This is a genomic window from Pseudoduganella dura (assembly GCF_009727155.1).
Lineage (GTDB): Bacteria > Pseudomonadota > Gammaproteobacteria > Burkholderiales > Burkholderiaceae_D > Rugamonas > Rugamonas dura.
Genome location: NZ_WNWM01000002.1, coordinates 3,241,518 through 3,267,436, shown reverse-complemented (window position 1 = coordinate 3,267,436; position 25,919 = coordinate 3,241,518). Strand labels below are relative to the sequence as shown.

Annotated in this window: 22 protein-coding genes; 7 read left to right on the top strand and 15 right to left on the bottom strand. The window is 66.9% G+C overall.

Annotated elements, in window-relative coordinates; all coding sequences use genetic code 11:
- The first annotated feature begins 100 nt into the window (after window positions 1-100).
- The gene (locus GJV26_RS14325; RefSeq protein ID WP_155709396.1) at window positions 101-784 is read left to right on the top strand and encodes a response regulator; all 684 of its coding nucleotides are present in this window, start codon (window positions 101-103) and stop codon (window positions 782-784) included.
- A 108-nt stretch (window positions 785-892) separates the two neighbouring features.
- Here the strand turns inward: GJV26_RS14325 and GJV26_RS14320 are convergent, their stop codons facing one another.
- Together GJV26_RS14320 and GJV26_RS14315 are read right to left on the bottom strand one after the other, a co-directional pair.
- Window positions 893-1,645, bottom strand: a complete 753-nt coding sequence (locus GJV26_RS14320; RefSeq protein ID WP_229419300.1) for a hypothetical protein — start codon at window positions 1,643-1,645, stop codon at window positions 893-895.
- Window positions 1,645-2,598, bottom strand: coding sequence for a MipA/OmpV family protein (locus tag GJV26_RS14315; RefSeq protein WP_155709395.1), 954 nt, complete (start codon window positions 2,596-2,598; stop codon window positions 1,645-1,647). Before GJV26_RS14315 ends, GJV26_RS14320 begins: the two co-directional genes overlap by 1 nt.
- Window positions 2,599-2,619: 21 nt before the next feature.
- On the opposite strand from GJV26_RS14315, the gene GJV26_RS14310 reads away from it, so the two are divergent.
- Both GJV26_RS14310 and GJV26_RS14305 read left to right on the top strand, forming a co-directional pair.
- A complete protein-coding gene (locus GJV26_RS14310) occupies window positions 2,620-2,880 on the top strand; it encodes a hypothetical protein (protein WP_155709394.1) in 261 nt (86 codons plus the stop codon).
- On the top strand, window positions 2,877-4,181 hold the full coding sequence (locus tag GJV26_RS14305) for an ATP-binding protein (RefSeq protein ID WP_155709393.1): 1,305 nt from the start codon (window positions 2,877-2,879) through the stop codon (window positions 4,179-4,181). Before GJV26_RS14310 ends, GJV26_RS14305 begins: the two co-directional genes overlap by 4 nt.
- A gap of 24 nt (window positions 4,182-4,205) precedes the next feature.
- Here the strand turns inward: GJV26_RS14305 and GJV26_RS14300 are convergent, their stop codons facing one another.
- The 4 genes from GJV26_RS14300 to GJV26_RS14285 all read right to left on the bottom strand — a co-directional run bounded on the left by GJV26_RS14300 (window position 4,206) and on the right by GJV26_RS14285 (window position 10,987).
- Window positions 4,206-5,120: a YihY/virulence factor BrkB family protein gene (locus GJV26_RS14300; protein WP_155709392.1), complete on the bottom strand. Its 915-nt coding sequence runs from the start codon at window positions 5,118-5,120 to the stop codon at window positions 4,206-4,208.
- 82 nt (window positions 5,121-5,202) lie between these two features.
- Entirely contained in the window at window positions 5,203-6,165 is a 963-nt protein-coding gene (locus GJV26_RS14295) for a S66 peptidase family protein (RefSeq protein ID WP_229419299.1), read from the bottom strand.
- 106 nt (window positions 6,166-6,271) lie between these two features.
- Window positions 6,272-9,028 (bottom strand): TonB-dependent receptor, encoded by a 2,757-nt coding sequence (locus tag GJV26_RS14290; RefSeq protein ID WP_229427887.1) that lies wholly within the window; start codon window positions 9,026-9,028, stop codon window positions 6,272-6,274.
- Between the two features lie 255 nt (window positions 9,029-9,283).
- A complete protein-coding gene (locus tag GJV26_RS14285) occupies window positions 9,284-10,987 on the bottom strand; it encodes an ABC transporter substrate-binding protein (RefSeq protein ID WP_155709391.1) in 1,704 nt (567 codons plus the stop codon).
- A gap of 141 nt (window positions 10,988-11,128) precedes the next feature.
- On the opposite strand from GJV26_RS14285, the gene GJV26_RS14280 reads away from it, so the two are divergent.
- Together GJV26_RS14280 and dacB are read left to right on the top strand one after the other, a co-directional pair.
- A complete protein-coding gene (locus tag GJV26_RS14280; protein WP_155709390.1) occupies window positions 11,129-12,367 on the top strand; it encodes a spore maturation protein in 1,239 nt (412 codons plus the stop codon).
- A 10-nt stretch (window positions 12,368-12,377) separates the two neighbouring features.
- Complete coding sequence (gene dacB, locus GJV26_RS14275; RefSeq protein ID WP_155709389.1) at window positions 12,378-14,021, top strand: D-alanyl-D-alanine carboxypeptidase/D-alanyl-D-alanine endopeptidase; 1,644 nt, start codon at window positions 12,378-12,380, stop codon at window positions 14,019-14,021.
- Between the two features lie 122 nt (window positions 14,022-14,143).
- Here the strand turns inward: dacB and GJV26_RS14270 are convergent, their stop codons facing one another.
- The 8 genes from GJV26_RS14270 to GJV26_RS14235 all read right to left on the bottom strand — a co-directional run bounded on the left by GJV26_RS14270 (window position 14,144) and on the right by GJV26_RS14235 (window position 22,242).
- A complete protein-coding gene (locus tag GJV26_RS14270) occupies window positions 14,144-14,755 on the bottom strand; it encodes a M15 family metallopeptidase (protein ID WP_155709388.1) in 612 nt (203 codons plus the stop codon).
- On the bottom strand, window positions 14,752-15,657 hold the full coding sequence (locus GJV26_RS14265) for a LysR family transcriptional regulator (protein WP_155709387.1): 906 nt from the start codon (window positions 15,655-15,657) through the stop codon (window positions 14,752-14,754). Before GJV26_RS14265 ends, GJV26_RS14270 begins: the two co-directional genes overlap by 4 nt.
- 57 nt (window positions 15,658-15,714) lie before the next feature.
- Window positions 15,715-16,563: an N-acetylmuramoyl-L-alanine amidase gene (locus tag GJV26_RS14260; RefSeq protein ID WP_155709386.1), complete on the bottom strand. Its 849-nt coding sequence runs from the start codon at window positions 16,561-16,563 to the stop codon at window positions 15,715-15,717.
- 4 nt (window positions 16,564-16,567) lie between these two features.
- Window positions 16,568-17,491, bottom strand: coding sequence for an N-acetylglucosamine kinase (locus tag GJV26_RS14255; RefSeq protein WP_155709385.1), 924 nt, complete (start codon window positions 17,489-17,491; stop codon window positions 16,568-16,570).
- Entirely contained in the window at window positions 17,491-19,131 is a 1,641-nt protein-coding gene (locus GJV26_RS14250; RefSeq protein WP_229427886.1) for a glycoside hydrolase family 10-like protein, read from the bottom strand. Before GJV26_RS14250 ends, GJV26_RS14255 begins: the two co-directional genes overlap by 1 nt.
- A gap of 163 nt (window positions 19,132-19,294) precedes the next feature.
- Complete coding sequence (locus GJV26_RS14245) at window positions 19,295-20,557, bottom strand: MFS transporter (RefSeq protein ID WP_155709384.1); 1,263 nt, start codon at window positions 20,555-20,557, stop codon at window positions 19,295-19,297.
- Between the two features lie 58 nt (window positions 20,558-20,615).
- Window positions 20,616-21,497, bottom strand: a complete 882-nt coding sequence (locus tag GJV26_RS14240) for an N-acetylmuramic acid 6-phosphate etherase (protein ID WP_155709383.1) — start codon at window positions 21,495-21,497, stop codon at window positions 20,616-20,618.
- Between the two features lie 64 nt (window positions 21,498-21,561).
- Window positions 21,562-22,242 carry a GntR family transcriptional regulator gene (locus tag GJV26_RS14235; RefSeq protein ID WP_216643213.1) on the bottom strand — a complete coding sequence of 227 codons (681 nt, stop codon included), beginning with the start codon at window positions 22,240-22,242 and terminating at the stop codon, window positions 21,562-21,564.
- Between the two features lie 201 nt (window positions 22,243-22,443).
- Between GJV26_RS14235 and GJV26_RS14230 the strand changes: the two genes are divergently transcribed.
- Window positions 22,444-22,878, top strand: a complete 435-nt coding sequence (locus GJV26_RS14230) for a hypothetical protein (RefSeq protein WP_155709381.1) — start codon at window positions 22,444-22,446, stop codon at window positions 22,876-22,878.
- Window positions 22,879-22,912: 34 nt separating this feature from the next.
- Here the strand turns inward: GJV26_RS14230 and GJV26_RS14225 are convergent, their stop codons facing one another.
- A complete protein-coding gene (locus GJV26_RS14225) occupies window positions 22,913-24,313 on the bottom strand; it encodes a hypothetical protein (RefSeq protein WP_155709380.1) in 1,401 nt (466 codons plus the stop codon).
- Between the two features lie 195 nt (window positions 24,314-24,508).
- On the opposite strand from GJV26_RS14225, the gene GJV26_RS14220 reads away from it, so the two are divergent.
- Window positions 24,509-25,765: a D-amino acid dehydrogenase gene (locus GJV26_RS14220; protein ID WP_155709379.1), complete on the top strand. Its 1,257-nt coding sequence runs from the start codon at window positions 24,509-24,511 to the stop codon at window positions 25,763-25,765.
- Window positions 25,766-25,919: the final 154 nt, after the last annotated feature.

Here is a 25,919-nt window from a genome sequence, read left to right as displayed (position 1 = left end):
GTTGCAGTTGTCGCAAAACTGTATGGTTTTGTACCGGCAGCGGGCCAGACGATCTTTTTTTGCTATTGCTCTTATACAATAGACAACGAGGAGATTTGCTATGTATCGAGTAATGCTGGTGGAAGACGACGCCCGCCTGGCCGACCTGGTCACGGAGTATCTTGCGGGTTATGAGTTCAAGGTGGACGTGGTGACCCGCGGCGACGAGGCGCTGGGCCGTTTCAAGGCCAGTCCGCCCGATATCGTGGTGCTCGACCTGATGCTGCCCGGCCTGGACGGCATGCTGGTATGCCGCCAGTTGCGCGACATTACCAGGGTGCCGATCCTGATCATGACGGCGCGGGAAGATTCCTATGACGAAGTGTCGCTGCTGGAACAGGGCGCGGACGACTTCATCAACAAGCCGGTGCAACCCCGGGTACTGCTGGCCCGCCTGCGCGCGCTGCTGCGCCGTGCCCAGGGCAAGGGCGCCGGCGATTCGCTGACATTCGGCGCGCTGTCGATCGCCACCAGCGACCGCACGGTCACGTGGCGCGGCGAGCCCTGCGTGCTGAGCAATACCGAATACAAGCTGCTGCTGGTGCTGGCCGAATCCGCCGGCACCGTGCTGTCGCGCGACGCGCTGCTGAAAAAAATGCGCGGCATCGAATTCGACGGCCTGGACCGCAGCATCGACAACAGCATCTCGAAACTGCGGCGCAAGTTCGACGATGCCGATTCGGAAAAGATCAAGACCGTGTGGGGCGAGGGTTACCTGTTCTCGCCCTCCGCGTGGGCGCAATAAGACAGTTCTATTGGCGCACCGGCGCTGTATTCTTATCCGACAGCATAAGCCTGGGGTCGGAGACTTTTTTCCAAAGGAAAAAGGTCTCCGACACCGGTTTCCCAGCGACTATTCAATAACTGGCACAATCGCCACTGGTGCATTCTGGCTGATCACCAGCACCCTCTCCGGCCACTCGGCGAACCGGTAAGTCATCACCCGGAAATGCGTGTTCGCATCGCCATCGAACGCCGCGCCCTCGCCGGCCGGCAATACCGACTCGCGCAGCGGCTCGCGGATGCGTACCGCCGCATCGCTTTTGGGCAGGAACGCAAAGCGTACGCCGGCACAATGACGATTGCCATTGCCGGGGTCGGTGTACCGCGTGTACTGCAGCGCCTGGTCGCAGGCGGCGCGCAGGTCGGCGCTTTCATAGACGCCATCGACCCTGGCCACGATCGAGATGCGCGGCTTGAACGTGAAGTCGGCGATCCTGCGGTTCAGCACCAGCATCGCATTCTCGTCGTACGCTGCCTTCAGCAACGGCAGCGTGGTGCGGCCGGTGGCATCGAGTGGCAGGTTCAGCTGCGTGGTACGGCCGGACAGCGTGAGCCGCAAGCCGTCGAGCAGTCCGCCGCCGTCCTTCGGCGCCACCTGGAAGTGATTTTGCAGGAAATTCTTGGCCTTGCCGTATTTGGCGAAGATCACCATCGACCGGTATGCGTCGCGGTAGCTGACCCACCCCGCTTCCTGCATCTGCTCCTGCGCCTGGCCCTGCGCCTGCCCCCGTGCCAGGGCCTGTGCCGCGCAACCGCCCGCACCGAGGCACAGGGCCAGCAGCAACGGGACACGCGCGGCGGGGAGGCGCAGGGGACGCATCATCAGAACCGGTAAACCAGCGCCGTCGATACCGAAACGTTGGTGGGCCGCTCCACCAGCGGGCTTTTCCGCGCATCGCCCAGCAGGCGGCTGGCCTGCAGGCCATTGGTGACCACCCATGCCGGCGACAGTGCCCAGTTCCAGCGCGCGCCCAGGCGTACATCCTCGATGCCGCCACCGGGGTGGTATTCCGGATTAATCTGGTGAAAATCGGCTTCTTCCGGCGTCACGCCGAAATACGCCATGTTGTAGGCGCGGTTGACGAGCGTGACGCCGGCGGACAGCGCCAGCGTGTGATGCGGCGCGATGTCCTGCTGCAGATGCTGCAGCGCCACATGCAGGCGCAGGCCGTTGCGGTCGTTACCGGCACCGTACAGCGCATTCGTGGTCACGCGCAAATGCGGCGTCAGGTAGACATTGGCAAAGCCACCGTAGAGCACGCGGCGTTCGATATTGCGCATGCCGTCCAGCCGGTTGATGGCGCCGCCGGCCGGTTCGCGCGGCTCTTCCGCACTGCCCGCATTGGCCGCCTCGCCTTCGCCCGCGCCCTCGCCGGAACCCGCGGGGAATTCGCCGACCGGCGGCGGCAGCCATGTCGATGGTCCGCCGGGGTTGCCGGCATTGTCACCGACGGTTCCGAGACGAAACATTTTCGTACCCGATACATCGCGCCCGGGCGCCAGCGCCGCCAGCGGACCGTATTCGACGGACGGCGACTCCGACAGGTGCATGCCCATGCTCATCCCCGAGACGAACACGCCGTTGCTCCACTGTACTTGCAGCATCGGCAAGGCAGTGGTGCGGCGATCGCGCGCGCCTTCGTAGCGGGGCGCATACTGTGCGCCCAGGCCCACGTACATGTCGCGGCTGCCGTCGGGCATGGGGTTGGTGGCAGGAGTTTGCGCATGCACCATGCCGCATGCGCCCGCCAGGGCAAGGACGAAAAGCTTGACCATGTTTGCATTCTGAAAAGGCGAATGCCTCCCATTTTATATGGCTTGCAGGAGATCGTTGAACCGCGTCAAATAACAATACGCGACGACATTATTCAAGTGATCGACGCAGCGGCGCACCGACCCGACAGCGGAGGAATAGGGGCGCATCGCCAGCTCCTGGAAACAAGTATTGCCATCGTATCGGCCGGCCTGCCGGCAGTCCGCACGCACATGTCGGCTTTTTGTCATAAATTTGTCGGCCGGGGTTTTCAAGGCATTGATGCTTATACAATTGCAACATGAACCGCCTGTTCTTACGCTTCTTCATCCTTGTGATGCTGTCGATCAGCGTAGCGGCGTTCATCGTGTACTTCACCATCGACCGGATGTTCGGCGATCCGCTGGCCAGCATTGCCCGCAACCAGGCGGCGGCCCAGATCTTTCTTCTCGAGCAGTACGTCGACCAGGCACCGGCCGATGGCTGGCTCGATCGCCTCAACAAGGTGCGCGAAGTATCCGAAGTGCGCTTCGACCTGATCCCGATCGCCGTCGCCCGCGAGCACCTGTCCGCCACCGAACGCGCGGCATTCGACCGCGGCGAAGTCGTCATCGACCTGACCAACCGGTCGCTGCTGCGCCGGGTCGACCTGAGCGGCGACAAGTACATCGGCAGCGATGAAGAAGCCATCCACGCGCAAAACCTGCCGATCGACATCAAGGTGGCGCTGCAGATGGAAGCGGTGCGCTACCTGATCGTGGCGCTGGCGCTGCTGGTGCCGATCGGCATCTGGTCGCGCGCGCACTGGCGCGGCCTGCAGGAGCTGATGCAGGTGGCCGACCGCTTCGGTGCCGGCCAGCTGAAGGCGCGGGCCGAAATGAAGCCGGGCGACAGCATCTACCCGCTGGCCGAACGCATCAACCACATGGCCGGCCGTATCGAAACGCTGCTCGAATCGCAGCGCGGCCTGCTGCATTCGGTATCGCACGAGATCCGCACGCCGATCGCGCGGCTGGAATTCGCATTCGAGCTGTTGCACGACACGGCCGGGGATGTGCTGCTGCAAAAGCGCATCGGCAACATGCAGGACGACCTGACGGAGCTGAAATCGCTCGTCAACGAGCTGCTGGGCATGGCCCGGCTGGACAGCGACCAGCCGCTGCGCTATGAAACGTTCGACCTGACCGAGGCACTGCGCAGCTGCGCCAACTCGCTGCCGCCGGCCACGGTATCGCTGGATGTATCGGTGCCGGACGGCATGGGCACCTATTACGGCGACTGCCGGCTGCTGATGCGCGCCACCGGCAACCTGCTGCGCAACGCGCAGAAGTATGCGAACGGCAAGGTGGCGCTGTCGGCATCGAGCAAGCTGGGCGAGGTCACGATCAATGTCGACGACGACGGCCCCGGCATTCCGGAAGAGGAACGGGAAAAGGTGTTCGAGCCGTTCTACCGGCTCGACCGTTCGCGCGACCGCAACACGGGCGGCTTCGGGCTGGGGCTTTCCATCGCCGGCAAGGCCATCTCGCTGCATGGCGGCTCGCTGAAGATCGACACCTCCCCGCTCGGCGGCGCCCGCTTCACGATCAGCCTGCCTCCTGCTTGAGAGCCTTCCCAAGCGCCGTCTGCTTCAGCGTGCCTCCTGCCTGGGCGCCGTCAGCTGCGTCACCACGTCCGGCGTGCCATGCACCACCTTCTCGTATTCGGCGATCACCTGCGCGCCGAACAGCAGCAGCGTGGCGCCGATCTCCAGGCTGAACATCACCACGATGGCCGTCGTCATCGAGCCGTACACCACGTTCACCTGCGACAGGGTGGAGAAATACCACACCAGCACGTGCCGGGCGATTTCCCACAATATCGTGGCGGTGATGCCGCCGATCAGCGCATGCTGCCAGCTGAGCCGGCCAACCGGCATGACCATGTAGATCGACGACAGCAGCAGCACCTCGCCCGACAGCCCCAGCATGTACAGCAGCGCGCCGGACAGGCCCTGCAGCGACCAGTCCACCCCGAACAGCCGCACACTCTCGGCGCCGATCACCTGCAGGCTGCCGGCCACCAGCGTGACGATCAGCGCCCCCACGCCCAGGCACAGGATGTAGCAGTAAGGAAGGATGGCCGAGGCCAGGTAGTGGCGCTTCCGGATCGCCGCGCGGTGGATGAAGATCACGCACATCGCGCTTTCCAGCACGCTGAAGGCAAGCGAGCTGAAGAACAGCATCGTCAGCACGAGGAACCAGCCGACCAGGTCGCGGTGCTCGAGGAAGTGCGCCACCTCGGTCACGATGGCCCGTGACTGGCCCGGCACCAGCCATTCCAGGTAGTGGGCGATCGTGTCGAGCAGCTCGGCGGGATCGATCACATGCGACAGCGCCACCACCACCAGCATCAGCAGCGGCACGATCGACAGCAGCGAGTAATAGGCGACGGCGCCCGCCAGCAGCAGGCCCTGGTTGGCGCGGAAGCCACGCACGCATTGCAGCACGAAACGCAGGGGGTGGCCGACCACGACGGCGACGGCTTGTCGGTTGAGGATTGGCATGATGGCGATTCTATCGACCCGCGCCGGAAAACGACGTTCTGCTGGGCCGGCCGCTTCTGCTCCTGCTCCTGCTCCTGCTCCGCTACCGCACCGCCGGCTCCAGCAACGTCAAGGTCTGCCGCCGGGTATCCATCCGCGCCCGGATTCCCATCGGCAATGTGAACTGGTGCCGGATATGCCCGAAGGACCAGCCAGTCACGGCCGGGATCGCCAGTGGCCGCAGGTGCTGGTCGGTGGTTTCATCGAGCGTCAGCGACGGGCCGTCGCCGGCCGGGCCGCAGCCTTCGAAGATGCCCAGCATGATGCCGGCGGCGGCGCGGAACGGCTGGTTCAGGTTCAGCTGCATCAGCATCCGGTCCACGCGGTAGGGCTCTTCGTTGACTTCCTCGAGGAACAGCAACGCATCGCGGATGTCCGCCGCATAGGGCGTGCCGGCCAGTGCGCTGACCAGCGCCAGGTTGCCGCCCGTCAGCCGCCCGGTGGCAACACCGGGCACGACGGTGCGCAGCGCGTAATGTTCGTGGCCCGGCTCGTCAAATGCCTTGCGGCTGTTGTCCAGCGCCATCGGGATCGTGTATTCGTCTTCCGGGCGCATCAGCACGTCCAGCAGGTGCCCGGTCGAATAATCGGACAGGGTCGACATGCCCACCGGGCCGTGGAAGGTGACCAGGCCGGCGTGGCGATGAATGGCGACGTGCAGCGCCGTGATGTCGGAATAACCGACCAGGATCTTCGGGTGGCGCCGCATCAGCGCGTAGTCCAGGTGCGGCAGCAGCTGCATGGCGCCGGAACCGCCGCGGATCGTCCAGATCGCCTTGACGTCCGGGTCGCCGAACATGCCGTGCAAATCGTCGAGCCGGTGCTGCCAGGGCCCCGCATAGTTGCCGTGCACCTCTTCCAGGTGGCGGCCCAGCTTCACCTGGAAACCGAGCGCTTCGGTGTTGGCGATGGCCTTGTCGATCGCCGCCTTTGACACCTGCCCGGCTGGCGTGACGAGGCCGATGGTGTCGCCGGGCAGCAGCCGCGGCGGTTTGATGAGTTGCATGGGCTTTCTCGCGGAAGACAGGCGCGCGGCCGCCGCTACCGGCAAGGCAGCGGCGGCCAATGCGGCGATGACAATGCGGCCGAAGCCGCGCCGGTCGGTCACGCCGTCAGAAGAACTTGTATTTCAGGTTGAACGACAGCGCGCGGCCGCGCGGATCGGCCACCCGCGGATCCCAGCCGGCGCCCACCACTTCATCCACGTTGTGCGCGGTGAACGGCGGGTCTTCATCCAGCAGGTTCTGGATGCCCACGGTGAGCGTGGTGTTCCTGAAGCCGGTGTAGGTGGCCGACACGTCGTACTTCATGTAGTGGTGCACGCGCGGATCGAAGCCGGCCGGGAAGCCGCTCTTGCCGCCGTTCGGCACCTGGTCGTTGTAGCCCGAGGCATAGCGTTGCAGCAGCAGCGCGCTCCAGTTGCCTTTCGAGACCGTCACGCTGGCGCTGTGCTTCCAGCGCAGGTACACATCGCGCGTGTTGAACTGGCTGACCTGCTCCTTGTAGGGCTGGCCTTCGAACTCGGCGAACTTGAAGCTGTCCATGTAGGTGCCGTCCAGCACAGCCGCATACTTGTAGCCGCTGTAGGCCCCGTCATACCGCAAGCCCACGTCCACGCCGCGTGTCTTCAGGCCGGCCGCGTTGATCCAGCCCGCTTCCACGTGGTCGATCGTGCCGGTGGCTCCGTCGCGCACGATGTACTGCTGCAGGTACTGCCAGTTCTGCAGCACGATCTGCGGCGTGCGGTTCAGGATGCGGTCCTTGATGTTGATCGCCCACCAGTCCAGCGATGCCGAGAAATTGCGGAACGGTTCCACCACGATGCCCAGCGTGCCCTGCTTCGACGTTTCCGGCCGCAGGTTCGGGTTGCCGCCGGTGTTGTAGTCCAGGCGCGGAATCGCGCAGAAATCCGGGTTGCCCGGATGCGCGGCGCAGCCTTCCTGGTCGATCACGCCGTTCGGCAGTTCCTGCGACAGGCGGCCCGCGTACAGTTGCGCGAAGCTCGGCGCCAGGAAGCCCTTGCTGGCCGAGCCACGGAACAACAGCCATTCCTTCGGCTGGTAGCGGAAGGCCACTTTCGGGTTCGTGGTGGCGCCGATCAGGCTGTAGTTGTCGCGGCGGACCGCCAGTTGCACTTCCAGGTCCTTCAGCACGGGCACCAGCGCCTCGGCATAGACGGCGCGCACGTAGCGCGTGGCCTGCGGCAGGTTGGCATTGCCCGGTGCCAGCAGGATCCTCGCCGCGTCCACGTCCTGCGCGAAGCCGAAGGTTTCCTTGCGCAGGTCGACACCCACCGCCATCGACACGGCGCCGGCCGGCAGGTCGAACACTTCGCCGGAAATCGAGCCGTCCAGTTGGGTCATCGTGGTGCGGCCGTGCTGCAGCCGGCCATAGAACTTGGTCGATTCGATCAGGTCCGCCGCCTGCTGCGTCTGCGACTGGCCGGCGCCGGTCCACGGGTTGATGATGCCGGTGCCCAGCGCCGCGTAGATCCTGTCCGTGTAGCCGTAGCCGTCGACCAGGTCCACCTTGGCCTTGCTGCCCGATTTCGACAGGCCGATCTTGTAGTCGTACTTGCCGGCGAGCGTGCCCTCGGCGGCGACCAGCGCGCGGTAGTTGTCCAGCGCCACATCCTGCGTGCGGTTGCCGAACGGCGTGGCGCGCCACTTGTAGATGATTGGCTTCGTCGCGTCGAAGCTGGGGATATACGACGACAGGTTCTGGTAATACGGGCCGCCCACGGGATAGGCGCTGCCCGTGGCCAGTGTGGTGGAGATCTGCAGCGGGGTCAGTTGGGCCGTCGTCTCGGTGCGCGAACCGAGCACCTCGACGAAGATGCGGTGGTTGTCGTCGATCCTGAACGTGCCGCGCGACACGCCGGTGGTGCGCTCCACCGGGAAGCTCATCACATAGTCGCCGCCGTAGTCGTAGGCGCACGAGAATCTCGTGCGCGTGACCGGCGTGACATTGGTCCACAGCTCGCTGGCGTATTGCGACATGCCGGGCACCGAATCGCAGTTGCCCTGCAGGCTCAGCAGGCTGGCCTGCAGGTAGGTGGTGCTGTCGCCCGGCATGCGGAAGCCCGTGCCCAGCGCGGTCCCCGCACCCGTGAGGATATTGGCGTACGGCGTGCCGGTCGTATCCGGCGACAGGCCGCGGCCCGGCTGGTAGCCGTTGGCGAAATCGCGCTGGCTCGAGGCCAGCTGGTCGTTCACTTCGCGCGTCACGCTGGCCATCACGTTCCAGCCGTCGGAGTCGAGGTCGCCCAGCCCGCCCAGCAGCGAGTAGCGGCGCTCCATGCCGCCGCCGGCCTCGGTGCCGTTGAACGTGGTGGAAGCTTCCAGCCCGCGGTAATCGGTTTTCAGGATGAAGTTGACCACGCCGCCGATCGCATCGGTGCCGTAGATCGCCGAGGCGCCGTCCTTCAGGATTTCCACGCGCGAGATCGCGGCCAGCGGAATCGAGTTCAGGTCCACGGCCTTGCCGCTGCCGCCGTTGTTGCCGAGGCGGCGGCCGTTGAGCAGCACCAGCGTGGCATTCGGGCCCAGGCCGCGCAGCGAGGCGAACGAGGCGCCGCCGGAAGTGCGGTCGGCATCGGCGCCGAACACGTTGTTCCCGGACGTCATGTTGTCGGCGCCCGTGCCGTTGGCCGATACCAGGCGCAGCAACTGCTCGGCGCTGGTGATGCCCGCCTTCTGGATCGTGTCGAACGAAATCGTCTGCACCGGCAGCGCGCCTTCCTTGGCCACGCGCTTGATGCTCGAGCCGGTGATTTCCACGCGCTGCATCGGCTGCGCCGCTTCCTGTGCGAGAGCCGACCCTGCAACGCCCATCAGCGCAATCATGTGCGCCAGCTTTTTAACCTTCACAGACTTCTCCCGATGAGTTCAAGTGGTGCTTGCCGGTTCTCGCGCTTCTGGCAACTGCCGGTTTGCTGGCGGCCTGCTTGCAACGTCGCGGCTGGCGCTGTCATGGCAGCCTCCTGTTCCGCGGATTCAAGTTAGCGTATTGAAAAACACGCCAGCCAATGAATATTGCGCACCCAGCCATAACCTTATGGAATGCTTATGCAAATGTCATTCCTGCAAGGTCATTTTAGCGGCGTCATCGCTGCGCAACCGACGCTAGTGCGGCGCCAGGTCCAGATATCGCCAGTTGGTGAATTCCACCGGGTGCCGCTTGTAGTTTTTTAACCACGGTTGCCGGATATCGGCCGAGATCGGGTGCGTCAGCAGCACCCACGGGTTGTACGCATGCACCAGATCGGCCATCTCGTTGTACAGCCTGGTGCGCGCCGGACTGTCGGACATTTTTTGGGCCGCTTCGTAGCGCACGTTGTAGGCCGGCAGGTTGAAGCGGGCATAGTTCGCCCGGCCGGCATTGCCGCCATACAGCAGCTGGTAGAAATTGTCGCCGTCGGGGAAATCGGCCACCCAGTTCGTCTCGAACATCATCACCTTGCCCAGCCGCGAAGCCTTGATGATCTCGGTTTTCTTGTCGGTGGTGAAGACCACGCGCAGGTTCAGCGCTTCGAACGTCTTGCGCCACAACTCGTCGCGCAGCCGGCCCACCATCGACGGTTCGCTGTGCATCGTCAGCCGCAACGGCTTGCCGTCCGGTTGCGTGCGATAACCGTCGCCGCCCTTTTTATAGCCATACCGGTCCAGCAGGGCACGCGCCAGCGGCAGGCTGTGCACGATCGGACTGCGGTAGGCCGCGTCGTATCCCAGCACGTTCGGCGGCAGCGGCGACTGCGCCGGAATGGCCAGGCCCTTCTTCAGCAGCGCCACGTCCTGCGCGCTGTCGTAGGCCAGTGCGATGGCGCGGCGCAGCGCCACCTTCGCCGGCGTGTAGCCGCCGATGACCGGATCTTCCATGTTCATCCACATGTAATACGTCTGCAGCACGGGAAACGGGTCGAGCACCATGCCGCGGCGCGCCAGTTCCGGCTTCAGGACCGGCTGCGGCGACGCCGGGTCGAGCACCAGGTCGCGCATCGATTCCGGCACCTGCTCGATGTAGTCGAATTCGCCGTTCAGGTAGCCGAGCACGCGCGACTGGTACTCTTCCATGATCTTGACTTCGACACGGTCGACCAGCGGCAGCTTCCTGCCTTCCCAGCGACCGTGGTAACCGGGATTGGCCAGCAGCGTGATCCGGTCGCTGCGCTTCCATTCGCCCATCCGGAACGGCCCGCTCCCCACCGGGTGGTTGCCCAGCTGGCTGCCGTAGCGCTGCGCCGCCTCACGGGCGACCGCGCCGGTGGCCGGCAGCGCCATGTAGAACGGCAGGCCCGGATCGGGTGCGCGCAGCCGCAATTGCAGCGTGTAGCGGTCGACAGCCCGCAGGCCGGCGATGTCGAGCGCGTAGTCGAATTTTTCCCGCAGCGCGTCGTCGCCCAGCAGCTTGCCCTCGAACAGGAACAGCCACGGCGACTTCAGCGCCGGGTCGTACAATCGCTTGATGGTGTAGACATAGTCGAACGCGGTCACTTCGCGCGGCTTGCCGCCGAACGCCGGATCGTCGATGAAATGCATGCCCGGCTTCAGGCGGAAGGTCCACGTGGTGCCGGCCGCATCCACCACCGGCATCCCGGTCAGCGTGTTGGGGCGCAGCTTCACGGGCCGCGCCAGGTAGTCGTAGCGCAGCATCGGATCGAACAGGTTTTCCAGCAGCGACAGGCTGGCCAGGTCGGAAGCGACTGCCGGATCGAGGCCCGTTTCGCCGGTGGACAGCAGCGCGCGCAGTACTTTCGGCTCGGCCGCGGTGGCTGAAAAGGAGGCTGCCAGCAGCACCATGGCGGCGGCGAATTTGCAGAGTCGGTTCATGTGGGGAGCATAAAACAGCCGGCCGGCCAGTACCAGGCAAATGAGCACTGATACAACCTTTTCGCGTGCCCGACCGGCATTCTTTCATCACGCACTCTATACTTTGCCTGCAAAATTCCGTTTCACTCACCAAGCCCGCTTATGTCCCTTAACTATATCTGGTCCGGTTTCTTCCTGGTCGGCTTCGCGGCCGCGCTGGCCCAGTGGATCTTCCTCGGCGATACGGAGATCTTCAAGAAGATCATCGACGGCACCTTCGATTCGGCACGCAGCGCCGTGATGGACATCGCGCTGCCGCTGGCAGGCGTGATGACGCTGTGGCTCGGCATCATGAACATCGGCGAGAAGGCCGGCGCCATCGGCTGGTTCGCCAAGGTGATCGCGCCGTTCTTCTCGCGCATCTTCCCGGAAGTGCCGAGGGACCACCCGGCCACCGGCCACATGGTGATGAATTTCTCGGCCAACCTGTTGGGCCTGGACAACGCCGCCACGCCGTTCGGCCTGAAGGCGATGGAAAGCCTGCAGTCGCTGAACCCGAACAAGGATACCGCCAGCAACGCCCAGATCATGTTCCTGGTGCTGCACACGTCCGGCCTGACGCTGATCCCGCTGGCGATCATGGCGCAGCGCGCGATCCTGGGCGCCAAAGACCCGTCCGACATCTTCATTCCCTGCCTGATCGCCACCTATGTGGCAACGGTGGCCGGCATCATCGCGGTTTCGATCCGCCAGAAGATCAACCTGTTCGACCGCGTGCTGCTCACGTGGATCGGCGGCATCACGATGGCGATCCTGGCGATGATCTGGTACTTCACCAATTTCCTGTCGAAGGCGGAGATCGAAACCGTGTCGAAGGTCGTCAGCAACCTCATACTGATCGGCGTGATCACCGTGTTCCTCGTCGGCGCGCTGCGCAAGAAGGTCAACGTGTACGACGCCTTCATCGAAGGCGCCAAGGGCGGCATCCAGACGTCGATCACCGTGATCCCCTACCTGGTGGGCATGCTGGTGGCCATCAGCGTGTTCCGCAACGCCGGGGTGTTCGGCTTCATCGTCAGCGGCTTCGAATGGTTCTTCTCGGCGCTGGGCTTCAATACCGACTTCGTGCCGGCATTGCCGACCGCGCTGATGAAGCCGCTGTCGGGCAGCGGCTCGAAGGCGATGATGATCGATGCGATGACCACCTACGGCCCGGATTCGTTCGTCGGCCGCCTGGCCTGCATCTTCCAGGGCTCGGCCGACACCACGTTCTACATCGTGGCGCTGTACTTCGGTTCGGTGGGCATCCGCAAGACCCGCTATGCGATCTCGTGCGGCCTGATCGCCGACCTGGCCGGCGTGATCACGGCGATCTGCGTGGCCTATGTATTCTTCGGTTAAAGGATTGACGATGCGACTGCGCCACCTGGCCCTCATCACACTGTTCATCGCCGGCGGCGCGCGCGCCGAACTGCCGGAACCCGTGGCCCGCCTGGCGTATGCGGCCGGCATTCCCGAGGAAGCGATCGGCGCGATCGTGCTGCGCGGCGACACGATCCTCGTCTCGCACGAAGCCGACCAGCCGATGCTGCCGGCATCCACGATGAAGGTGATCACCGCCGTCGTCGCGCTGGAGCAACTGGGGCCGGCGTTCCGCGGCCGCACCGAGCTGCGCAGCAAGGGCGACATCGTGAACGGCGTGCTGAAGGGCGACCTGCTGGTGCGTGGCGGCGCCGACATGGACCTGAACGAGGACACGCTGCGGCACCTGCTGGAAGACCTGCGCGCGCGCGGCGTGCAGCGCATCGCCGGCGACCTGGTGCTGGACCGCCAGCTGTTCCAGCCGCCTCGCGAGGATATCGGCAAGCCGCGCTTCGACGAGTCGCCGGAGGCCCGGTACAACGTCGTGCCCGATGCGCTGCTGCTCAACATGAACATGCTGCGCGTGGACATGGATTCGACGGGAAACCGCGGCCCGAACCAGGCCGGGGTCAGGACGGCCGCCCTGCCGGAGCTGGACCGCGTGACGGTGCGTTCCGCGCAGACGCTGGTCGACGCCGACTGCGCGAACTGGGATGCGGGCTGGAAGCCGCCCACGATCGTGAAGGAAAGCGGGCGGCTGGCCGTGGTCCTGCACGGCACTTTCCCGCGCAACTGCCGCCAGACCTACAGCATCAACGTGCTCGATCGCGACGATTACGCGGACCGCCTGGTCCGCGCCACGTGGAAGCAGCTGGGCGGCACCATCGCCGGCACGACGCGTGCCGTGGACCTGGCCGAGCACACGTCGTCGATGGCCGCCGCGGCAGCGGCGCAGGGTGCGATCGGCGCCGCGGACGACAGCGCCGCGCCGGCTGCGCGGCAGGATGGCGCCAACGCCGGCGCCGACGCCGATGGCACGCGCCTGCTGGCGCAGCACGTTTCCCGCGCGCTGCCGGAGCTGGTGCGCGACACGATGAAGGTATCGGACAACGCGCTGGCGCGCATGCTGTACCTGTCGCTGGGCAGCCTGCTGCCGGACGAAACGCTGGGCAGCCGCCCGCTGCCGGCCGGCCAGCGGCTGGCGATGCTGATGGCGAACCACGGCGGCGGCGAGGCATCCGGCATGCCGGCCACCACGCAGGCGCGCGCCGAGGCGGTGATCCGCGGCTGGTTCAAGCGGCACGGCATCGACGACAGCGGCATGGTGCTGGAAAACGGTTCCGGCCTGTCGCGCACCGAGCGGCTGCGGCCGGTGCAGCTGGCCGCCGTGCTGAACGCCGCCGGGGAATCGCCGTGGGCGCCGGAATTCCAGGCCAGCCTGCCGATCGTGGGCGTCGACGGCACGATGAAGCGCCGGCTCAAGGGCAGCCAGGCCGCCTCCCGCGCCCGCATCAAGACCGGCACGCTGCGCGACGGCGTGGCGGTGGCAGGCTACGTGCCGGATGCGAACGGCGAGCAGTGCATCGTGGTGGCCATCATCAATCACAGCAACATGGCCAACGGCGTGGGACGGGGCATCGTCGACGCGCTGATCGACTGGACCGCCAACAGCAGCAGCGCCCCGGCGATGTAGGTTGAAGGCCAGTAGCTGCCAGTAATACGGTTCAGTTAGTGCACTAAAACCGGTGTCAGACACCTTTTCCGGGTGAATCCATCCAGAAAAAAGTGTCTGACACCAGTCACTATCGGTTTTGTTCAAAGTACCCGGATATAGCCCGCCCGCACCGCATCCCGGTCACCGCAGTCGAAATGCCACCACTCGCTGTTGATGCCGGCGAAACCCGCGCCGGACATCGCGTCGCGCAACAGCTGGCGGTTGCCGGCCTGCTGCGGGCTCAGGCGGCCGCCGGCCAGCATCTCCCGCTCCAGCGCCGGATGCGACAGGTCGCTCATGTCGTCGAAGCCGGTGCCCATGTCGAGCTCGCAGCCGTCCTCGCCGGTGATCGTCACATCCACCGCCATGCCATACGAATGGATCGAGCCGCGCGCCGGGTCGGCCAGGTACATGCGCAGTTCGGTACCGGCCAGCGCTTCCCACAACTGCTCCTGCACGCGGTGCGGCCGCAGCGCATCGAGGACCAGCAGCCTGCAACCCGGCCGCCGTGCCGCCAGCAGGGCGACGGCGCGTTCGATGGCGCCGGCCGCCTCGCGGTGCAGCCACGCGCAATCGAGCGGCGAATACAGGTCGCGGCCCACGAAGTTGTCGCGTGTCGCATAGCGCAGGTCGATGTCGATGCCGGCGATGGTGGACAGGTGCCGGTAATCCGGGTGGCCTGGTACCTGCTCGCTGGTGACGGTGCGGATCATGGCGCAGCCCCATGCGCGCCGGTGCAGGCGCGGGCCGCCTGCGCGATGCAGTCGGCGAGCCGGCGCGCACCGTGCGACAGCGGCGCGTGGCCGGCCGCCAGCAGGTACAGCGCAACGCCGAGATCCGGGTCGAGGGGCCGGCGCTGGATGCGCGTGGAGGACGCCGCCGTGAACGGGTCCACCACCGCCATGCCGCCGCCGGCTTCGACCAGCGAGCGGGCGATCTGGTAGGTCTGCACCACGGTGTGGAACGTCGGGTGAACCCCCTGGGCCTCGCACGCGGCCACCACCAGTTCGCCGAGCGGATCGTTGTCGGCATAGCCGATCAGTTCTCCCTGCAGGCCGCACGGCGACAGCGGCATGGCCAGTTCGTCGTCGCGCCATGTGCCCGGCGGCGCGATCGCCGTCATCACGCCATGCGCGATCGGTTCGGCGATGATGCCGGGGTGCCGCGGGTCCTGCAGCGACAGGCCGAAGTCCGCCTCGCCAAGCCGCAGCATGTTGACGATCTCGCCCGTGTGGTGCGTGGCCAGCTCGCAGCGCGTGGTGGGGAAATCGCGCCGCCATGCGCTCATCGCCTGCGGCAGCACCGAGACCGCCAGCGTCGGTGTCGATACCAGCCGGATGGTCTCGACCGCCCGCCCCTTCAGGCCGGCGGCCAGCCGGCGGATGCCCTGCAGGTCGCGGTGCAGCTTTTCCGTTTCGGCGAACAGCCGGTGCGCCTCCGGCTTCGGAATCAGCTTGCCGCGCACGCGCTCGAACAGCGGCATGCCGAGCTGCAGCTCGCAGTGCTGCAGCACCTTCGTGACCGCCGGCTGCGAAATGTGCAATACCTGGGCGGCGCCGCTGATGGTGCCGACCTGCATGATCGCGTGGAAGACTTCGATATGGCGCAGGCGCATCGGTTCTCCTTCTACGGAACGGTCAGGATAGGAGAAACGCCGCGCCGGCGCAACGCTTCAGGGTTTTACCGGGGACACGGCCGGCGCCGGATTCGCCGGCGGCACCGGCTTCGGTGCCGTCAGCACCTCCAGGATCGCCGCGCTTTCCGCATCCGGCCAGCCATCCCAGTTCGCCTGCCGGTACTTGGTCTGGAACGCCACCAGCACGTTGTGCGTGGCTTCGTCCAGCACGCCGGTGTTCGGCACCGCGTAGCCGTGCTGCGCCAGCTTTTGCTGGAACCACGCGATATCCGGCAGCGCGGCGTCGAAGCGCGCCCTGGCCTGGGCGACGGCGTTCGCGTCCGGCCACTGCACCAGGCCCGCATCCGCCAGCTGCTTCCACGGGAACAGCGGCCCCGGGTCCTGCTTGCGCTGCGGCGCGATGTCCGAGTGGGCGAGGATGTTTTCCGGCGCCACGCTGTGCCGCTTGACCAGGTCCTTCAGCAGCGGGATCAGCTGGTCGATCTGCGCCTGCGGGAAAGGATAGTACTGGCGGCGGCCGTCCGGCGTCAGCGTGAAGCCGGGGTTGACGATCTCGATGCCGATCGAGCTGTTGTTCAGGTTCGTGAACGTCTTCCAGCTCGACACGCCGGCATGCCAGGCGGCGTTCTTTTCATCGACGAGCGCGTAGAACTTCGGCTGCGGCGTATCGGTCAGCAGGTAGTGCGCGCTGACTTCCTTCTCCGTCAACAGCATTTTCGAGCGTTCCAGGTCGGCGACCGTGTAGTGCAGCACGATGAAGCGCACGCGGCTGCTCTGCCCCTTCGATGTCAGCGAGTGATCGAGCTGGTAGGGCGGCGCCGGCGGCGTGGTGGCGCAGCCGGCCAGCGCGGCGGCGAACAGGGTGGCGAGCAGGATCTTTGTCATCGTGTCAGGGTATCAGGTTTGGCCGGATGGCCAGGCGCGCGGCCGCCGCGTGCGGCCGCGCCGTTCTTTGTTCGAGTACCAGCGTCTCATTGGACCCTTCCTGCAACGCGTCGCGCATCGCCTGCGCGACCAGCGGATGCAGTTCGGCCGCGCGGCCCGACAGCACGATGGGCCGCGCTCCGAGGCGCGCCACCAGCGCCTGCGCCAGCCGGGCCAGCTCGCGCCCGGCCTGCCGCAGGATATCGCGCGCTTCCGCGTCCGCGTCCGCGCTGCGGGCCACGGCCAGCGCCAGCTGCCCGATCTCGCCGCGCTCGCGCGTGTAGATGAACTGCCGCGAGAACGACCAGTCGCTGCCGCCCACATGGTCGAACACCGCGTGCGCCAGCGGCGATGCCTGCCAGGCGCCGGGCTGTTCGTCCTCGCGGCGCCAGATGCGGCGCATCGCCTCGCGGGCGATCCAGAAGCCGCCGCCGCCGTCGTCGAGCACCACGCCGCGGCCGCCGGCGCGGTGGAATGTCCCATCGGTATCGATGAACGCGGCGATCGAGCCGGTGCCGGCATAGACGAGGTAACCGCCGCCCGGTTCGAACGCGTCCAGGTAGGCGATCTCGGTATCGTTGCACAGGCTGATTTCCTGCGGCGCCACGCCGAGCAGCTCGGCCAGCCATTCGGCCAGCAGCCGCGTATCGCCGCCGAATCCGGTCAGCCCGGCGGTGATGCGCCGCGGGCGGCCATGGGCCAGCACGTCGCCGGCCAGTGCCTCGAACGTGGCGCGCAGCCGGGCGCGCCCTTCCGGGCTGGCCATCTGCAGCGCGGAGGAACCGGCCACCTGGCCCTCGGCCACGATGGTGCCGGCCACATCGGCCAGCGCCCAGCGCGTCTGCGTGCCGCCGGCGTCGATGCCCAGGCCGGTATCAAAGGCTTCCATCACACTTTTGCGCTGACGCGCAGGCTCTCGTTGCCGACCCGGTCGACGGCGGTGACCACCACCGAGCGCGCCGGCACGCCGGCCAGGTCGCGCAGCACCACCTCGCCGCCGCCGGCCGGCGCGACGGTGAAGCGCCACTCGTCGCCGTAGCGGGCCCAGATCGCGAAGGTGACGGCGTTCTTCGCCGTGCCGAACGCCACGGCCAGGCCGTTCTCGCCGCGTTTCACGGTCACCGTCGGCGCCTCGGGTGCGCGGTCGCCCAGCCACGGCGACGCCGGCACCAGCGCCGCGCTCGGGTAGCTCATCGCCTTCAGCCGGTCGTACAGGCCGCCGCGGTTCTGCATCAGCGGCGCGATCGAGAAGTGCACGTGCCCCTGCGCGGCGGGCCGGCTGCGCGTGACATCGATCTGCTGCACGATCTCGTTCGGCCCGAACGGCTTCGCCGAGCCATCGGCGACGCGGCTGGTGAACAGGCCCGGCCACACATGGCGGCCGCGCGTGTTCTGCGCCAGCCAGTAATCGAGCAGCACCGGATACGCCTGCGGCGCCTGCGCGATCGGCCAGTACAGCTGCGGCGCCAGGTAGTCGAGCCAGCCCTTCTGCAGCCACAGTTCGGCATCCGCGTACAGCTTGTCGTACTGCGAGAAGCCAGCGATGCCGCGCGGCCGGCGATCCGGACGGCCGATGCCGAACGGGCTGATGCCGAACTTCACCCACGCCTTTTCGCGGCGGATGCCGAGGTAGATCTGCTCGATCAGCCGGTCCACGTTCTGGCGCCGCCACGAAGCGCGGTCGAGCGTGCCGCCGCCGCGCACGTAGCGCTGCCACGACGGCTGGTCGGGGAACTCCACTTCCGGCTTTTGCCACGACGGCGTATCCAGCGCCGCCGCTTCGCCGCCGGAGGCGGCCGGAGCCTCGATCGGGTACGGATAGAAATAATCGTCCATGTGCACGCCGTCGATGTCGTAGCGGCGCACCACGTCGAGGATCACGCTCAGCGTGTGCTGCGATGCCGCCTCCTCGCCCGGGTCCATCCACAGCAGCTTGCCGTAGGTCTTGACGGCCTGCGGCGTGGTATTGGCGATATGGTCTTTCGCCAGCGGCGTGCGCGCCGCCCCGTGGCGGGCGCGGTAGGGATTGAACCAGGCATGCAGTTCGAGGCCGCGCGCATGGGCCTGGGCGATCCAGAACTGCAGCGGGTCCCACGCCGGCACCGGCTCCTTGCCCGAGCGGCCGGTGAGGAACTCCGACCAGGGCTCCAGCTTCGAAGGATAGATGGCATCGGCGCTGGGCCGCACCTGCAGCACGATCGCATTCAGGTTCAGCGCCCTGGCACGGTCCAGGATCGCGATCGCTTCCGCCTGCTGCTTCGCGGGCGGCGCGTTGCTGCGGCTGGGCCAGTCGATGTTGGCCACGGTGGACACCCACGCGGCGCGGAACTCGCGCGGCGCGGCAGGCGGCTGCTCGCCCGTGTAGCGCGGTGGTTCGGGATGCGGAACCGGGCCGCCGGCGGGGGAAGGGCCCGCGGCCACGTCGGGGCGCGTCGGCGATGTGGTGCACGCACTCATCAACGCCGCCAGGGCGCCTGCCGCGCCGGCGGAAAGCAAAAGCCGCTTGTTACGATCGAAAGCCAAGACCACTCCTGTCAAAATAGCGGCAATATTGTAATACCAGCCGCTGTCCGGCCCCTGTCCTGCTAGGCGGCGGCGCGCCAGGGCCGCCTGGATTGCCTGCAAAAACCAGTGCCCGGCATCCCTTCCCGTGGAAGGCTGCCCGGCACCAGGTCTGCCCGTTTATTCCGGGTCAGTTCCGCCCGAACTGCGGATCGATCTTCACCAGCGCGGTCATCGCGAAGGCGGGAATCGTCGCCAGGCAGGCCCAGATGAAGAAATGCTGGTAGCCCATGATCTGCTGCAGGTAGCCGCTGGCCATCTGCGGCACCATCATGCCCAGCGCCATGAAGCCGGTGCAGATCGCATAATGCGCGGTCTTGTGCTCGCCCTCGCACACCATGATCATGTACATCAGGTAGGAGGCGAAGCCGAAGCCGTAGCCGAACTGCTCGACCGCCATCGCCACCGTGATCAGTGCGATATTGTCGGGCTGCGTCTGCGACAGGTAGACGAACACGAGCCCCGGCACGTGCAGGATGAATGCCATCGGCCACAGGCAGCGTTTCAGGCCGAAGCGGGCGATCGCCACGCCGCCCAGCAGCCCGCCGACCGTCAGCGCGATGATGCCGACGGTGCCGTAGACGAAGCCGACCTGCGTGTTGTCCAGCCCCAGGCCGCCCTCGGCGACCGGATCGAGCAGGAACGGCACGGCCATCTTCAGCAGTTGCGATTCGCCGAGGCGGAACAGCAACAGGAAACCGAGGATCGTCAGGATGCCCTTTTTCCGGAAGAACGCGGCGAATGTGAGGATGAATTCGGCAAAGGGGTTGCCCTTCAGGCGCGCCCGCGTGTCGGCGGCGGGACGGGGCAGCATGAAGAAGTGCCAGGCGCACAGCAGCGCGAACACCGCGCCCAGCAGGCCGAACACGATCGACCATGCCGTGTGCGGATCGCCGGTGCGGTTGATCAGGATGCCGGCCAGCGCCACCAGCGCGCCCTGCCCCGTGATGTTGGCCAGCCGGTAGAACGTGCTGCGCACGCCCACGTAGGCCGCCTGTTCCTTCTGCTGCAACGCCAGCATGTAGAAACCGTCCGCCGCGATATCGTGCGTGGCGGACGCGAACGCCATCAGCCACAGCACGGCAAGGCTCACCTGGAAGAACGCCGGCAGGTGCGTGGTGAACGCCACCAGCGCCAGCGCCACGCCCACCACGCCCTGCAGCACCACGGTCCACTGGCGCTTGGTGCCGAACATCTCGACCACCGGCGCCCACAGCGGCTTGATCACCCACGGCAGGTACAGCCACGACGTGTAGAACGCGATGTCGGTATTGGAGAAGCCGGTGTTCTTGTACATCACCAGCGACAGGGACATGACGGCGAAATAGGGAATGCCCTGGCCGAAGTAGAGGGTGGGCACCCACCACCAGGGGTTGCGCTGCACTGCTTTCATTACATCCTTGCTTTCATTGCATCCTGATCGAACTTATCTGGCGGATGCAGCCGGCACATCAGGCATTCAGGGCCCCGCGCACGCTGCCTCCGGCTCGTGCCAGCAGGCTCTCGGCCTGCGGCACCGGCACCTTTTTCAGCAGTGCGACGATCGCCACCTTGACGTGGAACCCGCACGCCTCCAGCGCGGCGCGCGCGGCGGCTTCATCGGCGCCGGTGGCATGCACCGTCAGGCGCACCGTGCGCGCGAACAGCTTGGCATTGGTGGGTTTCAAGTCTACCATCAAGTTCCGGTACACCTTGTGCAGCCGGACCATGATCGCGCTGGAAATCGTGTTCAGCACGATCTTCTGCGACGTGCCGGCTTTCAGCCGCGTGCTGCCGGAGATGACTTCCGCGCCGGTATCGAGCGTGATGCCCACATGCGCTTCGCCGGCCACCGGCGAACCGGTGTTGTTGGCGATGCCGATCGTGAGCGCGCCGGCCTCGCGCGCGGCGTGCAATGCACCCAGCACATAGGGCGTGGCGCCGGAAGCGGCCAGCAGCAGCACCACGTCGCTGGCGGTGGGGCCGGTCGCCTGCAGGTCGCGCGCACCCTGCGCGCGGTCGTCTTCGGCCCCTTCGACGGCGGCGAACATCGCGCTCCTGCCGCCGGCCAGCAGCGCCAGCGCACGGTCGTGCGGCCACGAAAAGGTGGGATAGAGTTCCACGCTGTCCAGTACGCCGAGCCGCCCGGAAGTGCCGGCGCCCACGTAGATCAGCCGGCCGCCCGCTTCGATGCGGGACACGGCCGCTTCGACCGCGGCGGCGATCGGCAGCGCGGCGGCGCGCACCGCCTGCACGGCACCCAGCTGGTCGTCGATGAACGCGGTCACCAGTTCGGCTACCGGGTACTGGTCCAGCTGCGCATGCTCGCTGCTCGGGGTTTCGGTTTTCAGCATGCAACCAGTGTAATGCCAAACCGCCGGCGCTTCGATGACGCTTCGGTGACAGGCGCCCGATATTTCAGCCGCGCCGCATTTCCGCCACGAAGTCGTAGTGATCGCTGCGGCAATACGAGTGTGTCAGCTCGACCGCCTCGCCACTGCCGAGGTAGGCGATGCGGGTGATGAACAGCACGGCCATGCCTTCGGCCACGTCGAGCTGCCGCGCCAGTTCGGCGGACGCATTCATTGCCCGGATATGCTGCAGCGCGCGCACCGGCGGCTTGCCGACCCCTTCGAGGAACTGGTACAGCGAGTCGCCGATCGCATCCGGATCGGGCACCACGGTGGCCGGCAGCACGCTCACTTCATAGGCCATCGCCACGTCGTCCGCATAGCGCAGCCGCTCCAGCCGCGCCACCTTCGTGTTCGGCGACAGGCCGAGGCTCATCTGCTCATCCGCGCTGGCGATGACGATGCCGCGCCGCAGCCAGCGCGAACCGGGCTTGTAGCCACGCTGCTGCAGCTGCTCGGAAAAGCTCGACAGGTTCGACAGCGGCTGCTCGATGCGCGGCGCGATATAGTTGCCGGAGCCCCGCTTGCGCACCACGAGGCCCTGTTCCACCAGCTGGTCGATGGCCTTGCGCGCCGTGACGCGCGACACATTGAGCTGCTCCGACAGCGTGCGCTCGGACGGCAGCGCCTGGTCCACCTGGTAGCGGCCCGCGCGCACGTCGTCCGTCAGCTTGCGCGCGATCTGCATGTACAGCGGCGAAGAATCCGGCTTCGCCGCGGCGGACTGTGCGTCCGGCTTCGATGCGTCGGGCTTCTGGTTGGCGGGTTCCTGGGCTTGCTGCAAAATCATGACAATTCTCCTATACCTCACAGTTTAACGGCGATGGAGAATGGACGCCTCTTCGCCCCGCATGAAAACGTGCGGGGCCGGCCTGACCCCGGGGGCACGATGAAACTCACCCATACCTTCGCCGCCGCGCTGCTTGCCGCGGGCATCTGCTGTGCCGTGCCGGCCATGGCCGCCGCCAGTCCCGACCATTACCTGCTCACGCAAGGGGTCATGAACAGGATGAAAGCCGCCGAGCCCGACCTGGTCGCGGTGGGCCACAGGCAGGGAAACGATGACGACGGCACGGCCGGCGACAACCCCACCGTCGAGGGCCTGGTCCGCACGATCGAGGCGGACAAGACCGCCAGGGCCGCACTGGCGAAGCAGGGGCTGACCAGCCGGGACTACGCGCTGGCGTCGTTCGCCATGTTGCACGCCGGCTTCTACGTGATGATGGAAGATTCGCTGGACAGGAAGGAGGCGGCCGAGCTGCTGGCCACGTTCACGCAGGAGCAGAAGGCCAACATCGCGCTGGTGCGCACGATGAAAAAGTAAATGCCATGCGGGCGGCATGCCGCCCGCATGGCATTCATTCCGCCGGCAGCGCGGTCTCGCGCAGCCAGCCGTCCGCGGTGAGCAATGCCGGATCGCCGTCGGCCGAATGGGTGCCCGGCGCATTGTCGAAGCCGGCCAGCAGCCAGTTCGCGTTCCATGCCGCAAGCGAGCGCACCTGGTTTCCGCGCGGACCGGCCGCCAGCGTGACGCGGCGGATGCCGGTGCCTTGTTCCTCCACGCGTGCCAGCAGCGGCGCGGTGGCTTCCGATACGCTCTCGCCGCCGGCGTTTTGCGTGTAGCCGGTGCTGCCGGCCACCAGCACGCGGCCGTCGCCCAGCTGCGCGACATCGAAGATCACGTCGCCACGGTCGACATCGACCAGGCGGTAGGAAAGCGCTCGCGCCTCGCCCGGCCGCACGCGGGCCAGCCAGCCGTCCCAGCCGGTGCCGTCCGCCGCCTGCGAGGTGCGCACGCGCCCGGCCAGCAGCACCGTGTCGTTCGCCCAGCGCAGCGCATGCAGTTCCGACTTGCCGGCAGTGGCGACCGGTGTCATCGCGAGGCGCCGGCCGTCCGCCGCCAGCGACGTCGCCAGCACGCCGTCGGTGAAGCCGGCCGGCAGCGTTTCGCCGAACTGCCGCGCGTGGCCCTCGGCCAGTTCGGTGCGATGCATGGACATCGACACGCCGACGACCACCCTGCCCTGCGCATCCGCATCCATCCACAACTGCCAGTGATTTTCCAGGCCCTCGAACGGATCGTGGGTGCCGCCAAGCAGATGGCTCGCTTCCAGGTGGACACCCGGTTCGACCAGCGTACGCCAGCGCTGGCGCCACGCGCCATCGAGCCGGTAGGCAACGACCGCGTTGGCGCCGGAGCGCAACGCCAGCGCCACCTCCTCGCCCACGGGTGCGATGCGCACCGCGTCGCGCGTTTTCCATGGTGCCAGTGCGCGTCGGTCGCGGATCGAATTCGCGGGGCCGAAATAGGGATCGAGCGCCACCTGCGGGTCGTCGAACCCCGTCTGCGCCAGCACCGTGCCCTGGCGGTCGAGCCGTAGCAGCCGCAAGGTGGCACCATCGGACAGCACGGCGGTGATTTCGCGCGACGGATGCAGGGCGAAATCGACCAGGCTCCAGCCAGCCGGCGGCTGCCAGGCGACGGTTCCCGCGGCAGTGCCGATGCGCAGCTGGCGGTCGGGCACCACCACGTCCGCCATCCGGCGCGGCACTTCGATCAGCGTTGCCCAGGTGTCGGCGGCCACGCGCGTCTTCACGGCCGCCATGGTCGGGTAGGCGGCGCTGACCGGCACGGCCGGCGGCGGCACGGGTGGCGGCTGGTTGCCGCCCGGGGCCGGCGCAGCGCCACCGCCGCCGCCGCAGGCGGCCAGCATCGACAATGAAACGATCAGCAGGGCGGGCAACTGCGGGCGGCGCATCGGGTTCTCCTGGCAAGGCGGGATGGCCATTATAGAAACCGGCCGAGCCCGCAATGAGGCCATTTGGTCACGAAATTGTCGGTAAATTGTCGCGGCATCACCCTGGGTTATGGCCGCCGCATCAGCTTTCATTGGCGGCACGGGCGGCGCGGCGCGTAAGCTCGCTGCTCGCACCGGATCGGAGGCAACGGCAGCATGCAGGCGAAGCAATACCAGGTGGTCGTCATCGGCGGCGGGGTCGTCGGCCTCACCTCGGCCTGGTGGCTGCTGGAGGCGGGCTTTCGCGTCGCGCTGCTCGAACGCGCGCCGGGCGCGGGCGGCGGCGCCAGCTACCGCAACGGCGGGCAGCTCAGCTACCGCTACGTGGCGCCGCTGGCCGATGCCGGCGTGCCGCTGAAGGCCTTGCGCTGGATGTTCCAGCAGGCAGGCCCGCTGCGCTTCAGGCCGGAAGCGGACCTGCGGCAGTGGCGCTGGCTTGCGCGGTTCCTTGCCAACTGCAATGCGGCCAGCAACCGGCGCACCACCGTCAAGCTGCTGGAACTGGGAGAGCACAGCCGGCGCATGATGGCGCGGCTGGAAACCACGGTGCCGCTGGCGGAATTCGGCTGGCGCGATGCCGGCAAGCTGGTGGTCTACCGTTCCCGGACCGCGTTCGACGCTGCCGTCGCCAAGGCCGATCCCGACGACCGCCGCCGCGTGCTGACCGGTGCCGAAACCGCGGACATCGAGCCCGCGCTGGACGCGCTGGCGCCGCGGCTTGCCGGCGGCATCTTCAATGCCGGCGAAGCGGTGGCGGACTGTCATGCGTTCTGCGTGGCGCTGGAGCGGCGGTTGCATGCCCACCCCCGTTTCGACGGCATCATCCACGCCAATGCCACGCGCCTGATTACGGAAAACGGCAAGGTCGCGGCGGTCGAAACGGACCGGGGCCGGGTCGGCGGCGAGCACTTCGTGCTGGCGGCCGGCATCCAGAGCCGCACGCTGGCGGCCACCGCCGGCGTCGGGCTGCCGCTGTATCCGCTGAAAGGCTACAGCCTGAGCGCGCCGATCGGCCCCGGGCACACCGCGCCGGACATCAGCGTGACGGACTTCGAGCGCAAGACGCTGTACGCCCGGATCGGCAGCCGGTTGCGCGTGGCGGCGATGGTCGACATGGTGGGCGAAGACACGGCGCTGGACGAACGCCGCGTGGCCGGCCTGGCGCGCCTGGTGCGCGAAACGATGCCGGACGCCGCCGACTACAGCCGCCTCGAACCGTGGGCCGGTCTGCGCCCCGCCACCCCCAACAGCGCCCCGCTGCTGGGCCCTACGCGGCACGGCAACCTGTGGCTGAACGTGGGCCACGGCCCGCTCGGCTTCACGTTCGCCTGCGGCACCGCCGCCCTCCTGGCCGACCTGATGACCGGCCGGCAAACCCCGTTCGCCCTCGACTTCCTCGCCTGGCGGAATTGAATTTCAGCAAATATTTCCTGGAACCGGGGTCAGACCCCGGTTTCAGGAAATGTTCCTTGGATTTGGGGTCAGACCCCGGTTTTGGCAACTTTTCGTCGTGCGAGCGCCGCCGCGGCGATATGGCGGATAATGTCGCCTTTTCATTGTCCGACTT

Bases quoted from the DNA above. Each gene is read 5' to 3' on its own strand.
- GJV26_RS14325 (WP_155709396.1), top strand. From the start codon at position 101: ATGTATCGAGTAATGCTGGTGGAAGACGACGCCCGCCTGGCCGACCTG.
- GJV26_RS14320 (WP_229419300.1), bottom strand. From the start codon at position 1,645: ATGATGCGTCCCCTGCGCCTCCCCGCCGCGCGTGTCCCGTTGCTGCTG.
- GJV26_RS14315 (WP_155709395.1), bottom strand. From the start codon at position 2,598: ATGGTCAAGCTTTTCGTCCTTGCCCTGGCGGGCGCATGCGGCATGGTG.
- GJV26_RS14310 (WP_155709394.1), top strand. From the start codon at position 2,620: ATGCCTCCCATTTTATATGGCTTGCAGGAGATCGTTGAACCGCGTCAA.
- GJV26_RS14305 (WP_155709393.1), top strand. From the start codon at position 2,877: ATGAACCGCCTGTTCTTACGCTTCTTCATCCTTGTGATGCTGTCGATC.
- GJV26_RS14300 (WP_155709392.1), bottom strand. From the start codon at position 5,120: ATGCCAATCCTCAACCGACAAGCCGTCGCCGTCGTGGTCGGCCACCCC.
- GJV26_RS14295 (WP_229419299.1), bottom strand. From the start codon at position 6,165: ATGCAACTCATCAAACCGCCGCGGCTGCTGCCCGGCGACACCATCGGC.
- GJV26_RS14285 (WP_155709391.1), bottom strand. From the start codon at position 10,987: ATGAACCGACTCTGCAAATTCGCCGCCGCCATGGTGCTGCTGGCAGCC.
- GJV26_RS14280 (WP_155709390.1), top strand. From the start codon at position 11,129: ATGTCCCTTAACTATATCTGGTCCGGTTTCTTCCTGGTCGGCTTCGCG.
- dacB (WP_155709389.1), top strand. From the start codon at position 12,378: ATGCGACTGCGCCACCTGGCCCTCATCACACTGTTCATCGCCGGCGGC.
- GJV26_RS14270 (WP_155709388.1), bottom strand. From the start codon at position 14,755: ATGATCCGCACCGTCACCAGCGAGCAGGTACCAGGCCACCCGGATTAC.
- GJV26_RS14265 (WP_155709387.1), bottom strand. From the start codon at position 15,657: ATGCGCCTGCGCCATATCGAAGTCTTCCACGCGATCATGCAGGTCGGC.
- GJV26_RS14260 (WP_155709386.1), bottom strand. From the start codon at position 16,563: ATGACAAAGATCCTGCTCGCCACCCTGTTCGCCGCCGCGCTGGCCGGC.
- GJV26_RS14255 (WP_155709385.1), bottom strand. From the start codon at position 17,491: ATGGAAGCCTTTGATACCGGCCTGGGCATCGACGCCGGCGGCACGCAG.
- GJV26_RS14245 (WP_155709384.1), bottom strand. From the start codon at position 20,557: ATGAAAGCAGTGCAGCGCAACCCCTGGTGGTGGGTGCCCACCCTCTAC.
- GJV26_RS14240 (WP_155709383.1), bottom strand. From the start codon at position 21,497: ATGCTGAAAACCGAAACCCCGAGCAGCGAGCATGCGCAGCTGGACCAG.
- GJV26_RS14235 (WP_216643213.1), bottom strand. From the start codon at position 22,242: ATGCAGATCGCGCGCAAGCTGACGGACGACGTGCGCGCGGGCCGCTAC.
- GJV26_RS14230 (WP_155709381.1), top strand. From the start codon at position 22,444: ATGAAACTCACCCATACCTTCGCCGCCGCGCTGCTTGCCGCGGGCATC.
- GJV26_RS14225 (WP_155709380.1), bottom strand. From the start codon at position 24,313: ATGCGCCGCCCGCAGTTGCCCGCCCTGCTGATCGTTTCATTGTCGATG.
- GJV26_RS14220 (WP_155709379.1), top strand. From the start codon at position 24,509: ATGCAGGCGAAGCAATACCAGGTGGTCGTCATCGGCGGCGGGGTCGTC.